Consider the following 13,475-nt stretch of genomic DNA (forward strand, 5'->3'; position numbering starts at 1 on the left):
ACCCGGCGCTTGCTTCACCGCAAATCCGCCGCATAATCAAACTAACCAGATGAGCCAGACCCTCTCTTAGCTCAGGCTGCCAACTGGCCCAAAATCACTGACGACGGACAGTCAAGCGCATTGCCGCCGAATTCGAGGAAGTCGTCGATGCCACAGGCGGGCTGAAATACGGGTCGTTGATCTGGAGTGTCACGGTACCAAGTCGGGCAACTGTAAGAGAGACCTGCGAACTGATTCTGCACGATCTGGGCTATCCGATCTCCGCTCGTCGTGATGAGGGCTACCTCGTCAGTTTGGTTGTAGATAGGCTCCAGCAAAAAGGAATTGCAGCGCTTCATCTCGATGAGGTTCAAGACAGCGGTCGTTATGTGACAAGCGATAGCATGAAGCACTTTACCGGTAGGTTCCGCAATTTCATGCAGAAAGGCGCTTGGCCGGTTTCAGTAATCATTACTGGCACAATGGAAGCAAAAACAATCATCAATCAGGATGGGACATTGCTACGCCGGGTCAAGCCGATCGAGGTTCTTCCGATGACCTTTGGCAAAGACGGTCCGCTAGTCAAACGCTCCATCAAAGAACTGTTGGAGAAAGCGGGGCTTGAAGATGACGGCTTGATGGACGAAAGCGAGTTTATCAAGATCCTGATGCATGCATCGGCACAGCGTTTTGGCATGGCGATCGAATTGTTTATCGGTGCGATTGGCATCGCAAAGAAGTACGAGAGCCAATGGCTTGGCATCGAGCATTTCGCGGAGGAATACTACGAAAGGATGAACTGCGATGATGCGCTTAATCCCTTCCTCAGCCATGATTGGCGAAGCATCGATACGACGATTGCGATGGACAGACACATCAAAGAATCACGGCAGATCCGCAGGAAACCTCGGCAGAGATAACCCGCTAAGATCAAAGCTATTCAAGCCGCTCAGGGATGAGCGGCTTTTTTCTTGAGAATATCGAAGAAAACGAACGGTTTGGGAATGTCGCAAGACAGAATCTAGGTGTCGCGGATGCGGAAAAGAGAATGTCGCACCGAAAATATTATCGTTTTATTACAATGGGTTGAAATTTATTGGGAACAGACTTTGGATGTCGAACGTCACTAGTGGGCGGCAAATGCCCTAGAATCGGTAGGTTGCGCCAATGACCGGGCCGGATTGGTGGAAGCTGAAGTCGTTGCCATTGATGTCGTGATCAAAGGAAATGTAGCGGTACCCGCCGCGTAGCAGCCAGCGGTCGTTGATCGCATAGTCCGCGGTCAGCAGGACCTGCCAGGTTTCGCTGTCGCTGCGGAACCCGCCATAATCCAGGAACCCGGTTCCCGACCATTTGTCCGAAAACGCGACCCGGGCACGGACGCCGATCACCGGATCGGTCCAGCTGCTGTCAACCGAGGTCTGATTGCCGGGCGCTGTTCCGGGCAACAGGTTAAACTTTGTTTCAGTGCTGAACCATCTGAACCCGCCAGCCAGATCGACGCTGGCTGTCGGTGTCTCGAGGACACGGTAGCCGACATAGCCGCTCAGGAACTGGGTTTTGAACGACGTGTCCAGACCCGAACTTGCCGGTCCGGGAGTCTCGTTCGAGAAGGACAGGTTCGTATAGTTGTAGTCCGCAAGGAACGACCAACGGCCGTTCGACGCGGTAAACGTGCCCATGAAAGCAAGGTCTAGGTTTTCCAGCGCGTCAGAGAAGCTGAGTGTGCCATCCAAGGTTCCCGCCGGTGTGTCCAACGACACTTCGGTTTCAGGGGTGAACAGGTAGATCGTGGCCGAATAGGACCAGTCGGACTGCTGAGAGAGTGCCGAGGTCGCTGCTGAAATCGCCAGCGACAGGCCAAGCATCAGGGGTTTCGCGATCCGTACCGTCTTCATGATGTCCCTCCGGTGAGCCCGTTTTGGCTTTGACCCACAATAAAGGAGGCTGCCGGCAAACCAAAATAGTATTTTGATTTGTGCATGGGTTGGCGCGACGAGCCGGAAATCGCAGGTCATACCCGCGCAAATACTGAAAATGGAGAAGAGGTTGGGATGGTGGGTGATGAGAGACTCGAACTCCCGACATCTTCGGTGTAAACGAAGCGCTCTACCAACTGAGCTAATCACCCGTGAGGGGGGATTTAGCCAAGCTGGTGAGCCGGCGCAAGAGGGTCTTTCAGAATTTCTGCGCCGGTGGCCGTGTGTCTCAGGGTTTCATGTCCTTCAATGCCGTCAGCAGCTGCGCAACCTCGTGCTCGGTGTTGTAGTGGCACAGCGAAATCCGGATGCAATCGGACAAGCCCAACGGGTTCAGCACGTTCCCGCTGTAATGGTCGGCCTTGCGGGTGTGGGTTCGGATGCCCTGCGCGTTCAGGCGCGAGACCACGTCTGCCGAGGGCATGTCGCGGACCACGACCGACACCAGTCCTTCGCGGGCGGGGTTGTCTGCTCCGGCCAGAATCGTGACGTGATCCATATCGCGCAGGCCGGGCAGGTTGCCGACGCCGTTAATCATCGCGTTGGTCAGATGGGTCTCATAGGAATGAATCGCCTGGCCGGCGGCCTCGATTCTGGTGCGTTGGTCAGCGGCGTCCGACACCTGACCGCCCAGCCAGTCGAAATAGGCAACCACGTCGGACATCGTGGCGTAGGCGCCGGTATCGCGCGTGCCTAATTCCCAACCATTAGCGGGCGCGTCAGTCAGTTGGTCATGGGGCAGGGCGGTCAGCCGGTCGGATATCCAGGCAATGCCGTAGCCATGCCGGGAAAACACTTTGTAGGGTGAAATCGCATATCCATCGACTCCGTAGCTGTTGATGTCCAACTGTCCGTGTGCTGCGTGCTGGATGCCGTCGACAATGATGAAACATTCCGGCGACACCGCCCGGATCGCGCGCGAGATTTCAGCCACGTCCATTCCCATTCCCGTAACCGGCGAGGCGTGCAGGATCGTTGCGACCGCTACGTCCGGTGTCATGTGGGCCGCATAATCTGCGGCGGTAACCAGACCTGTCGCGTCGTCATGCGGCACGTTCACATAGTCCAAACCGGCAATGCCCGCCCAGCGGCGCGCGGCGCTGCGGCTGGCGGGATGTTCGATCGAGCTGCCGATCACCTTTGCACCTTTGGGCGCATTCACGCAGGTCGTGCGGATCATGCGGAACAGAAGCTCTGTTCCGCTTTCACCCACGAAGAACTGCCCCGAAGGCGCATTCATAAACACGGCAAGATCGGCCTTGGCACGGTTGATGATGTCGACCAACGCGTGACTGGCGGGGTTGTCCCGCCCTTGGTTGTCCGGGATGGCCGCAAAACGGGCCGAGGTTTCGACCACCGAGTTCAAGGTCAGCGCGCCGCCGGCATTCTCGAAAAAGATGCGGGGACCCTGAAAGGGGCAGCTGTCCACATGGGCAAACCGCGCGCGAACGGTGTCGATCAATCCCGGGGTTTGGTGCAGCATGGTGTACGTCCTGTTTGGTTCATGCCCAGACTCGTCTTGCGAGTGCGCGACATCAATTTCGTTTGCGACAGATTGCGGGTTTGGGATGCCGCCTTTTTCTCTGGGCTTACTCTTTCGACGCCGGAAAGACCAATTGATTCCGGACTCTGCATGGCACGCCGGCGGGAATACACCTTGCCTGCGGCCCGCTGCCTCCGATATGCCAAAAGCAGTGCGACCGTCCGAACAGGAGAGCCGGGGATGCAGTTCGACACATGCCGCCGTCTTGTTGCGGTTGCCACCCTTTGCGGCGCGTTGGTTGCCCCGGTTCGGGTTGCGGCGGCTGAGGTCCTGGTGTTCGCGGCGGCCAGTCTCAAGACCGCGCTGGACCAGATCGCTCCGGAATTCGAGGCCGCGACAGGTCAACAGGTTACGGTTTCCTTCGCAGCCTCTTCCGTTTTGGCCCGGCAGATTCAGCTGGGCGCGCCGGCCGATCTGTATATCTCGGCCAATACCGCCTGGATGGATGTTCTTGAGCGGAACGGAGACATCGACCCGGCGTCGCGCGTCGATCTTGTGGGCAACGGGCTGGTGCTGATTGCGCGCGCAGGGCAGCCCAGCGAACAGACGCTTACGCCGGACTTCGATCTGAGCGGTCAATTGAAAGGCGGCTATCTGGCGATGGCCCTCGTTGATGCGGTTCCCGCCGGAATCTACGGCAAGGCCGCGCTGACTGCCCTGGACCTTTGGAACGATGTTCAGGATCAGGTGGCTCAGGCCGACAACGTGCGCGCGGCCTTGGCGCTTGTCGCAAGTGGCGCGGCACCAATGGGTGTTGTCTACCGATCCGATGCGCAGGCCGAGGCTCGGGTGGATGTGGTCGGAGTTTTCCCTGAAGGCACGCACCCGGTGATCGTCTATCCCGCAGCCCTGACCGCGACCGCACGGCCTGAGGCGCAGGTCTTCCTCGACTACCTGCAGAGCGAACCGGCGACCGGCATATTCAAGGCGCAGGGTTTCACCCTGCCGCACGGATAGCGCCATGGGTTGGCTGGGTCCCGCCGAGATCGAAGCGTTGCGATTGTCGCTGCGCGTCTCTTTCTGGGCGACGATCGTTTCGCTGCCACTCGGGATATTCGTGGCCTACGCACTGGCCCGCTGGAGGTTTCCCGGCCGACAAGTGCTGAACGGTCTGGTGCATCTGCCGCTTATCCTGCCACCGGTCGTGACCGGTTATCTGTTGTTGCTGACCTTCAACGTACAAGCCCCGGTTGGTCGGGTGCTGGCTGATCTGGGCGTCGTTGTGGCTTTCCGCTGGACCGGAGCCGCACTGGCCGCCGGGATCATGGCATTTCCGCTGATGGTTCGGGCAATCCGCCTGTCGATCGAGGCGGTTGATCCAAAACTGGAACAGGCCGGAGCGACGCTTGGGGCATCGCAACCTTTTGTCTTTGTCACCGTGACTTTGCCTATGATTTTGCCGGGGATCATCGCAGGGGCAATCCTTGCCTTCGCAAAGGCGATGGGCGAGTTCGGAGCCACGATCACCTTCGTGTCGAACATTCCCGGCCAGACCCAGACTCTGCCGTCGGCCGTTTATGCCTTCCTTCAGGTGCCGGGCGGTGAGAGCGCCGCGATGCGGCTGGTCATCATCTCGATCGTCATCGCCATGGGGGCGCTGCTTCTGTCGGAATATGTGGGGCGTCGCGCAGCGGCCCGGGTTGCCGGAACATGAGCCTGTCCGTGCAGATAAGACACCGCCTGCCGGGCATCGACCTGGACATCCTGTTCCAGGCGCCGCGGGGTGTGACGGTTCTGTTCGGACGATCGGGGTCTGGCAAAACCACCATCGTGGATGCCGTGGCCGGTTTGCTGCGCCCTCAAGCCGGGCGGGTCGCGGTGGATGATTGGGTGCTGTTCGATACCGAGCAAGGCCAATGGCTGCCGCCGCATCGCCGCCGGCTGGGGTATATCTTCCAGGAAGGCCGCTTGTTCCCGCACCTGACCGTGCGCCAAAACCTGTCGTACGGCCGGTGGTTTGCTCCCCGGGACGCGCGCCGTGAAAACCCCGATCACGTGATAGAGATGCTGGGCATCGGCCACCTGCTGGACCGTCGCCCCGCCCACCTGTCAGGCGGTGAAAAACAGCGTGTCGCCATTGGCCGTGCTCTGCTGGCAAGCCCGCGGTTGATCCTGGCCGATGAACCTCTCGCTGCGCTGGACGAAGCCCGAAAGGCCGAGATCCTGCCCTATTTCGAGCGATTGAGAGACGAGGTCTCGGTGCCGATCCTCTATGTCACGCATTCTGCGGCCGAAGTGGCCCGCCTTGCCACCTCGGTCGTGGCGTTGCAGGACGGCAAGGTGCTGCGGCAGGGACCGGCCTCCGAAGTGCTGGCGGATCCCTCGGTTGCGCCGACAGGTGTGCGGGCTGTGGGTGCGGTGCTTGAGGTCAGTGTGGCCGCGCATCACGAAGACGGCCTGACGGAACTGACGGCAAACGGTGTCCGACTGTTCCTGCCGCGCATCCCGCATTCGGTTGGCGACGCGCTTCGGATCCGCATCCCCGCCCAGGAAGTCATACTGTCGGACCGAAAGCCCGAGGGCCTGTCGGCGCTGAACGTCCTGCAGGGCACCGTCGAGACCGTGCGCGCGGGCGAAGGGCCAGGGGCGATCGTTTCGGTCCGAACACCGGCGGGCACCCTGCTGGCCCGTGTGACGCGCCGGTCGGTCGATGCCCTGGCGTTGCAGCCCGGCAAACCGTGCCACGCGGTCGTCAAGACCGTAGCGCTGGCACCGCAGGATGTGGGCGGGCGGGTCGCCAAGACCTAGGTGGCAGGGTCAGCCACCCTGTTCTTTCAGAAGCTGTGAGAACTCTTTTTTTCGGTACAGCTTCATGTGGACCTTGCCAGCCTCATCCCGGGTCCATTCGACGATCCGATTGCGGGTCATGTCGCTGTCCATGCGGTTCGTGCGCACCCTCGGATGCGGAATCTCGCGTTTCAGAATTTCGACCATCTGGTTGGCCTGTCCGAAAGGTGCGACCAAATCGACGATCCAGAAAGATGAACCGCTGGTGAAGTCGGTATCCATCAACGGCTTTTCCTGCACCGCATATCGGTATTCCGCTTCAGGGCTGAGCCCGGCAAAGGTCACGAAACCGCGCGGGAATCCGTTTTGGCGAAAGATGTGATACTGCCCCAGCCGCAAAGGCGTTTCGAATGCGTACAGAACCTGGGCGAGGCTGCGCTGTTGGTGGGTTTTGGTCAGCCCGGCAAGGTAGAAGAGCGCGCCGAAATCGGCGTATTTCTCGGGAGAGATATCAAACCAGTCCTTTGGAAATTTTCTGCTCAAACCGGACCTCAACCCCTTGGGACGTCGGCAGTATATCGGGCAAAGTCTTGAAGTGGTATTTGTTTTCTGTCGCCTCCGAAGCTGAGAGGGCGTGTGAGCGCGGCCTGTTTCCAATGGTGACCGGGTTTGGCTTTACTCAATGGGCAGGCGGCCTATGATTGGAACAACCCGGTTTTTTGGCGGATAGTTTTGATGAAGCATTTGATTTCAGCCCTGGTTCTGTCTGCAACGCTGTTGGCTCCGATCGCCGCACAAGCTGTCGGGTTCGGCATCGGCGTCCGCCCGACCTACCGCACCGAGATAAGATCCGTCGGAGACGGTGTGTACGAGGTCAAGGCAATCGGGTCGTCAGCACCGGTCAACTACTGGTGCGGGATCGGCGATTTCGCCATTCGGCAGTTGGGTGTCCCCGGTTCGCAACGGATCTACATCTGGAGGGCGTACGAGCCGGGTGTACGAACTGTGCAATTCTCGTTGAAGCCGCCGCCGGGCGTGGATACCACCCCCGGCTATTCAATTACCGTCAAGCGGGTGGGCGAGAACATGTCAGCGTCCTCCGCGCAGAACTACTGCTACGACAACTTCATGGATTTCGGGTTCTGACGTCTCAGACCCACTTGGCCAGTGGGGGCAGGCTCATCAGCACGGCGTCGGGGTCATGCCCGGTTTCCAGGCCGAATTTCGTGCCCCGGTCATAGACCAGATTGTATTCGGCATAGAGCCCGCGGTGCACCAGCTGGGTGTTTTTGTCTGCCTCGGTAAAGGGTTGGGTCCGCCGCTTTTCGACCAGCGGCAGAAAGGCCGGCAGGAAAGCGCGGCCAATGTCCTGGGTCAGCGCAAAATCGGCCTGCCAGTCGCCGGTGCAGTAATCATCCATGAAGATCCCGCCGACGCCCCGCGCGCGCTTGCGATGCGGGATGTAGAAATACTCGTCGGCCCACGCCTTGAGCCGCGGATAGTGCCCCGGCCCGTGCGGGTCCAGATGCGCCTTCTGCGTGGCGTGGAAATGGGCCGTGTCCTCGGCATATTCGATGCAGGGGTTCAGGTCGGATCCGCCGCCGAACCACCAGGCATGCGGCGTCCAGAACATGCGGGTGTTCATGTGAACGGCCGGGACATGCGGGTTTTGCATATGCGCCACAAGGCTGATGCCCGAGGCCCAGAACCGCGGGTCGTCGGCCATACCGGGGATGCCCTTGCGCGCGGCCATCGCCTGTTGTGCCCGTTCGCCGAGCGTGCCGTAGACGGTCGAGACATTGACGCCGACCTTCTCGAACACGCGGCCACCGCGCATGACCGACATCAGTCCACCGCCCGCGTCCGAGCCGTCCTCGGACTGGCGTCGGGTTTCCTTGACTTCGAACCGCCCGCCGGCGGCATCGGAAAACGGCCCCACGTGGTGGCTGTCTTCCAAAGCCTCGAAAGCCGCGACGATTTCGTCGCGCAACTGGCGAAACCAGGCCGAGGCGGTGGATTTTTCCGTTTCAAACATCGTCAGGCTCAATGCGCGGGAGCGGCAACCGGGTCCAGAAGGGTCCGTCCACCGTCGATTGTCAGGACTTGCCCGGTAATGAACGCAGCCGCGTCCGAGGCAAGGTATTGCGCCGTTTCTGCCAGCTCGGCCGGGGCGGCAATGCGGGCCAGTGGGGTATGATCCTCAATGTCCCGCCGATAGTCCCGATTGTCTTTCAATGTGGCCTGCAGTGATGCGCTCATGACCGACCCCAACGCAATCGAGTTCACGCGGATCCGATGAGACGCAAGCGCCACTGCAAGAGACCGGGTCAACTGGTCCTGCGCGGCGCTGGAAACCGAATAGGCCAAAAGGCCTGGATGCGCGCGCTGACCGGCGATCGAGGACAGGTTGATGATCGAACCATTCGGTCCCTCTTCCTGATCCTCGGATTGTTTGATCATCCGCTTGGCCACAAGCTGGCTCAGACGCAGGGCGGGCATCAGGTTCTGGTTCAGAAGGGTGCGAACCGAGTCGTCTTCCAGGTCCAGCGGATCTGTCGGGATGACCTGTCTGGCCCCGTTGACCAGAATATCGACCTGATCGAATGCATCCAGAGTGGCCGAAAGAAGGTTGGCGATCGTCAGCTTCTCGCGCAGATCACCGGCGAAGTAGCGGACGTTGCTGTCATCGGCCTGTTCGCCCAGTTCTTCGGCCAGACGTTTCTCGTCCATGTCGGCGAACATCACGTTGGCGCCCGCATCGGCAAAGTGACGGCCGATGGCAAGGCCGATACCGTTGGCGCCTCCGGTAACGATGGCGGTCTTGCCGGCTATGGAAAAGGACATGTGTTTCCTCCTGAGTCGCGGCGCAGGTTAATCGGCTTCACCGCCGAGGGCGAGAGGCGTGGAACACCTTGAACCGGTTGTCGCCTGCAATTTCCTCGACCCGCGCGAAAGCGTCAGTCAAAGTCGGTTCATAGGGGAGATGGCGATTGGCGACCATCCACAAGTGGCCCGAGCGGGACAGGTTGCGCGCGGCGGCGGTGATGAACCCACGCCCCAGGTCGGGATCGGCGCTGCGCGACGTGTGAAACGGCGGGTTCATGACAACGGCGTCCACGGGTTCTGGCGCAGACCACGTCACCGCATCTGCCCAGTGGAACTGTGCCCTTGGGTCGGGCACGTTGATCCGGGCGCATGTCAGGGCAGTATGGTCGGCTTCGACGAGATGCAGCGTGCGCACAGTGTCATCCTGCAGCAGCCCGGCGGTCAAATAGCCCCACCCGGCACCCAGATCGGCGACCCGAGGTCCAAGCTTTGGTGGAAGGGTCTGGCGCAACAGTGCCGAAGCAGGATCGACCCCGTCGGCCGAAAACACCCCGGGCGCGGTTTGGAAGCCATCCGCCATTTGTCCTGTGGGCGGGGCCCAGTCTGCAAATGCGTTGGGATCGGCCTTGAACCAGAAGATCTTGCCATGCGCCTTGGCGATGGGGCCCTCGATCTCGACCCGCTTGCGAACGTCCTTCAGCAAGCTGTCCACGCCATCTGTCTTGGCACCATCAACGACAACCGTTCCCGAGGCCCGGCTGCACGCATGATGGATCATGGCGCGTGCCTGCGCTTTGGCGCGGGGCAGAAACAGAACCACGTCTTCGCAGGCGCTGTCGGTTTCGGGCACAGCTGCAAAGCCGCGGTCCCGGAAATGGTCGTGGAATGGTTTGAAAGGCTGAACAACCTCGACACCGTTGGGCAGCGCCGACAGGTCATGATCCGGCTTCGGTCCAACGACCGATATCGGTTCCGACAGGGTCAGGCCCGAGTCGAGGGCGAGAGACAATCGAGAGGACATCAGAGCGGGTTGAAGGGGCAGAGGCGCGCGTCGCGGCCCTACTCCTCTCTCTCCATGGTGCACTGAAGCGGGTGTTGATGCCGACGAGCGAAATCCATCACCTGCCCAACCTTGGTCTCGGCAATCTCGTGGCTGAATACGCCGACCACGGCTACGCCTTTCTTGTGCACGGTCAACATGATTTCGAATGCCTGCGCATGGGACATCCCGAAGAAGCGCTCGAGCACATGCACCACAAATTCCATGGGCGTGTAGTCGTCGTTCAACAGCAGCACCTTGTACAAGGGCGGTCTTTTGGTCTTGGGCTTGGTCTGAACAAGGATTGACGTGTCGCCATCGTCTTCCGATTTGCCAGCCATCATCCAACGGGCTTCAATCATGTCGCGAGATTTTCCGATTCACACTTCGGGTCGTTTCAGGGCTTATATAACGTCGACCCACCCAGAGGAAAGAGCAACCGGGCGGATTCGAAATGGATAAAAACCTGACCATCGTCGCTTTCGACGCTGACGACACCCTGTGGCACAACGAGCGTTTCTTTCAGCTGACCCAAGCGCATTTTGCCGCGCTGCTGGCGGATCATGCGGACCGTGACCATCTGATGGAGCGGTTGTTGGCGGCCGAGAAGCGCAACATCCGCCACTATGGGTACGGCATCAAGGGTTTCGTCCTGTCGATGATCGAAACCGCGATCGAGGTGACGGAAGACAAAGTCCCGGCCAGGGTCATCCGCGAATTGATCGAAGCCGGGCAGGAGATGCTGTCCCACCCGATTGAGCTGTTGCCTCACGCGCGGGAGACGGTCGAGACAATCGCAGATACCCATCGCATTGTTCTGATCACCAAGGGTGATCTCATTGATCAGGAGCGCAAACTGGCCCAATCGGGATTGGGTGAACTGTTCGACGCGGTCGAAATCGTGTCGGAAAAGACGCCCGACACCTATTGCGAAGTCTTTCGGCGGATGGGGCAGTCACCTGCCGGTGCCATGATGGTCGGCAATTCGATGCGGTCGGATGTGGTCGCGCCGATCCAGGCGGGGTGCTGGGGCGTGCACGTACCGCACGGTCTGGTGTGGGAGATTGAGCAGGCCATGATCCCGACAAGCCATCCCCGTTTCCGGGAGATCCGCGATTTGGGAGATCTTCCTGATCTGGTCCGGCAGATTTCCTGACCTGTGACAGATTGGCCCCAGTTTCAAACTTTTACGACGAAGCCGCGCCAACTTTTTGACATCTTCGCCGTTTTGGTGGCGGCCATCCGTTGGGCCGCAACATCTAGACGCCACCGAGCGGAGCCGCTGCCGCGGATTTTTCAGCTTTCGGTTTATTTCAACAGTGCTGTGTGTTAGCCTCGACCAAATAATCAAAAAGGCTGACCGGGAAAACTCGGCGGCGCGAGGCAGACAGAGGCAAAGATCGTGCAGATTCGGCGGATAGTTCCGGCGCGGGCGGGCTTGCTCGTAGTCACAGTGGTATGGATGGCGTTGGTCCTGGCGACTCAGGCGCTTGCGGCTCCTTATGCGGCAATGGTCATTGACGCCAGAACCGGTGAGGTTCTGCACTCCCGCAACGCCGATACCAGGCTGCACCCTGCTTCTCTCACCAAGATGATGACCCTCTATATCGCCTTCGAAGCGGTGCGGAACGGTGAGATCACGCTGGACACCCAGGTGCGGATCACCAAGGCCGCGGCGGCCGAGCCGCCCTCCAAGCTGGGCCTGCGGGCGGGCCAGACCATAGCGTTCCGTTATCTCATCCGCGCGGCCGCTGTGAAATCGGCCAATGACGCCGCGACCGCGATCGGCATCGCTCTCAGCGGATCCGAGGCCGCCTTTGCGCGCCGTATGACTCGCACGGCCAAGGCCATGGGCATGAGCCGCACAACCTTCAAGAACGCACACGGGCTGACCGAAGCGGGCCATCTTTCGACTGCGCGTGACATGACCACGCTGGGTCGGCACCTGCTTTATGACTATCCTGAGTATTACAACCTGTTTTCACGCCAATCGACACATGCGGGCATCAAGACTGTTCCGAACACCAACCGGCGGCTGCTGGCAGCCTACCGGGGCGCCGACGGCATCAAAACCGGGTACACGCGCGCTGCGGGCTTCAACCTTGTTGCTTCGGCCAAGCGTGGGGACAAACGGATCATCGCAACCGTGTTCGGTGGCAAATCCAGCACTTCGCGCAACGCCAAGGTGGCCGAGCTACTGGACATGGGATTCCGGCGCGCCCCGTCGCGCGCTCCGATCCGCAAACCTGCCCGTCCGGCATATGCCGGGAATACCGGGCTGGGTGGAGCCACCCAATTGGCCAGTGCGGTCCGCGCACCACAGCGCAGCCTTCGACCTGTGATGCGACCCGGGGCTGGGGTGGCCATCCAGGTTGCCGGCGCCGTGGCTGAAACCGCAGCCAAGAACGGTGCACGTATTCAAGACGGCATCGCCGCGGCGATCGCCGCAGCGGATATCGCGCCGACGGCGCCTCCGGTCGAGAATGCCGACACGCGCCCGGCCCTGCGCCCCGAGAACCTTGTGCTTGCATCGACCGAGCCCGCAGAAGTCGTGGCCGAGCCCGAGCAGGAGGTCGTTACCCGTCTGTCCACGTCGGGCGGGCATCTTTGGGGCGTCAATGTCGGGCGCTACACCACCCGCTACGAGGCCGAGAAGGTTTTGCTGAAAACGGCTTTGTCGGAAATGACGACACTGGAAGGCACTTTGCGCAAAGTGAACCAGAGTTCGCGCGGGTTCGACGCGACCTTCCAGGGCATGACCCGCGAGCAGGCGGATCTGGCCTGTCGCCGCCTGAAGGCGCGCAATGTCACCTGTTTCATGATCGGGCCATCATAAGGTCCGACACTCTCTCCTGGATCGTTGCTGGCCGCGAATGGATTTCGCGGCCTTTTTTTGTGCCTTAAATGGGGTGGTCATTCGGTCCGGCCGGAGGCCAATGGCGCTGTGCGCGTCAAGTACATGGGGGAGGCGCAATACGCTGTGTTCGGCGCACCAACGCTTGTGCGTTCCGAGCCGCCAATCGGGCACAGAGTGAGTCGACTCATGGGGCGCGAGTCGAGTGTTCTTGTGGTGATGTCCGGGCGCTTTCGCTATATATAGTGGTCTGGTGAGGTCGGGCTTAGAAACCAGCGGGTCGGGCTTGATCTACGGGGGTGAAATTCCCAACGGTGGAGCTAGGTGGCTGTTGTCTAAGTATCTGACAAGCATTGATAAAAATAAAATCAGCAAAAAAGTTCGGCAGTTTGTCATTTTCTGCTTGCGGTGATTTGTAGTTATCCTTAGAACGCCCTTCACCGGCGCTGCTGAGGCGGTGTTGGGTGGTCTTGGAGAAGGCCTGACGGACTGGAAAGACGGTTGAGACGCCTGGGAGAGACCGGGGGC

Annotated in this window: 15 protein-coding genes and 1 tRNA gene; 7 read left to right on the top strand and 9 right to left on the bottom strand. The window is 60.3% G+C overall.

Features of this window, described 5'->3' with window-relative positions:
* The first annotated feature begins 176 nt into the window (after positions 1-176).
* Entirely contained in the window at positions 177-899 is a 723-nt protein-coding gene (locus ACR0BA_RS18320; protein ID WP_480729345.1) for a TniB family NTP-binding protein, read from the top strand.
* Positions 900-1,124: 225 nt separating this feature from the next.
* Here ACR0BA_RS18320 and ACR0BA_RS18325 read toward each other — a convergent pair whose 3' ends face one another.
* The 3 genes from ACR0BA_RS18325 to ACR0BA_RS18335 all read right to left on the bottom strand — a co-directional run bounded on the left by ACR0BA_RS18325 (position 1,125) and on the right by ACR0BA_RS18335 (position 3,441).
* Positions 1,125-1,877, bottom strand: a complete 753-nt coding sequence (locus ACR0BA_RS18325; RefSeq protein ID WP_170365240.1) for an outer membrane protein — start codon at positions 1,875-1,877, stop codon at positions 1,125-1,127.
* Between the two features lie 157 nt (positions 1,878-2,034).
* Positions 2,035-2,110: transfer RNA gene (locus tag ACR0BA_RS18330), tRNA-Val, on the bottom strand.
* Between the two features lie 77 nt (positions 2,111-2,187).
* Positions 2,188-3,441, bottom strand: a complete 1,254-nt coding sequence (locus ACR0BA_RS18335) for an aminotransferase class V-fold PLP-dependent enzyme (RefSeq protein ID WP_480729347.1) — start codon at positions 3,439-3,441, stop codon at positions 2,188-2,190.
* A gap of 240 nt (positions 3,442-3,681) precedes the next feature.
* On the opposite strand from ACR0BA_RS18335, the gene modA reads away from it, so the two are divergent.
* From modA to modC, 3 genes are read left to right on the top strand one after another with little or no spacing between them, the layout of a single operon-like run.
* Positions 3,682-4,458 carry a molybdate ABC transporter substrate-binding protein gene (modA, locus tag ACR0BA_RS18340; protein WP_480729349.1) on the top strand — a complete coding sequence of 259 codons (777 nt, stop codon included), beginning with the start codon at positions 3,682-3,684 and terminating at the stop codon, positions 4,456-4,458.
* A 4-nt stretch (positions 4,459-4,462) separates the two neighbouring features.
* Positions 4,463-5,155, top strand: coding sequence for a molybdate ABC transporter permease subunit (modB, locus tag ACR0BA_RS18345; RefSeq protein WP_170342025.1), 693 nt, complete (start codon positions 4,463-4,465; stop codon positions 5,153-5,155).
* Positions 5,152-6,249, top strand: a complete 1,098-nt coding sequence (modC, locus tag ACR0BA_RS18350; RefSeq protein ID WP_480729351.1) for a molybdenum ABC transporter ATP-binding protein — start codon at positions 5,152-5,154, stop codon at positions 6,247-6,249. Before modB ends, modC begins: the two co-directional genes overlap by 4 nt.
* A gap of 9 nt (positions 6,250-6,258) precedes the next feature.
* Here the strand turns inward: modC and ACR0BA_RS18355 are convergent, their stop codons facing one another.
* Entirely contained in the window at positions 6,259-6,771 is a 513-nt protein-coding gene (locus tag ACR0BA_RS18355; protein WP_480729353.1) for a toxin-activating lysine-acyltransferase, read from the bottom strand.
* 192 nt (positions 6,772-6,963) lie between these two features.
* Between ACR0BA_RS18355 and ACR0BA_RS18360 the strand changes: the two genes are divergently transcribed.
* Positions 6,964-7,374, top strand: coding sequence for a hypothetical protein (locus ACR0BA_RS18360; protein WP_170365228.1), 411 nt, complete (start codon positions 6,964-6,966; stop codon positions 7,372-7,374).
* A gap of 4 nt (positions 7,375-7,378) precedes the next feature.
* On the opposite strand, the gene hemF is transcribed toward ACR0BA_RS18360, so the two are convergent.
* From hemF to clpS, 4 genes are read right to left on the bottom strand one after another with little or no spacing between them, the layout of a single operon-like run.
* Positions 7,379-8,263 (bottom strand): oxygen-dependent coproporphyrinogen oxidase, encoded by an 885-nt coding sequence (gene hemF, locus ACR0BA_RS18365; protein WP_480729355.1) that lies wholly within the window; start codon positions 8,261-8,263, stop codon positions 7,379-7,381.
* 8 nt (positions 8,264-8,271) lie between these two features.
* Positions 8,272-9,072: an SDR family NAD(P)-dependent oxidoreductase gene (locus ACR0BA_RS18370; protein ID WP_480729356.1), complete on the bottom strand. Its 801-nt coding sequence runs from the start codon at positions 9,070-9,072 to the stop codon at positions 8,272-8,274.
* 37 nt (positions 9,073-9,109) lie between these two features.
* Entirely contained in the window at positions 9,110-10,075 is a 966-nt protein-coding gene (locus ACR0BA_RS18375) for a class I SAM-dependent methyltransferase (protein ID WP_480729358.1), read from the bottom strand.
* A gap of 38 nt (positions 10,076-10,113) precedes the next feature.
* Positions 10,114-10,455: an ATP-dependent Clp protease adapter ClpS gene (gene clpS / locus ACR0BA_RS18380; protein WP_093963054.1), complete on the bottom strand. Its 342-nt coding sequence runs from the start codon at positions 10,453-10,455 to the stop codon at positions 10,114-10,116.
* Positions 10,456-10,547: 92 nt separating this feature from the next.
* Between clpS and ACR0BA_RS18385 the strand changes: the two genes are divergently transcribed.
* The gene (locus tag ACR0BA_RS18385; RefSeq protein WP_480729360.1) at positions 10,548-11,249 is read left to right on the top strand and encodes an HAD family hydrolase; all 702 of its coding nucleotides are present in this window, start codon (positions 10,548-10,550) and stop codon (positions 11,247-11,249) included.
* Between the two features lie 306 nt (positions 11,250-11,555).
* The gene (locus tag ACR0BA_RS18390; protein WP_093963052.1) at positions 11,556-12,929 is read left to right on the top strand and encodes a D-alanyl-D-alanine carboxypeptidase family protein; all 1,374 of its coding nucleotides are present in this window, start codon (positions 11,556-11,558) and stop codon (positions 12,927-12,929) included.
* A 283-nt stretch (positions 12,930-13,212) separates the two neighbouring features.
* Here ACR0BA_RS18390 and ACR0BA_RS18395 read toward each other — a convergent pair.
* Positions 13,213-13,475 (bottom strand): hypothetical protein (locus tag ACR0BA_RS18395; protein ID WP_480729362.1); only part of this gene is annotated, 263 nt, incomplete at its 5' end.

This window comes from Ruegeria sp. CI5, from assembly GCF_056536885.1.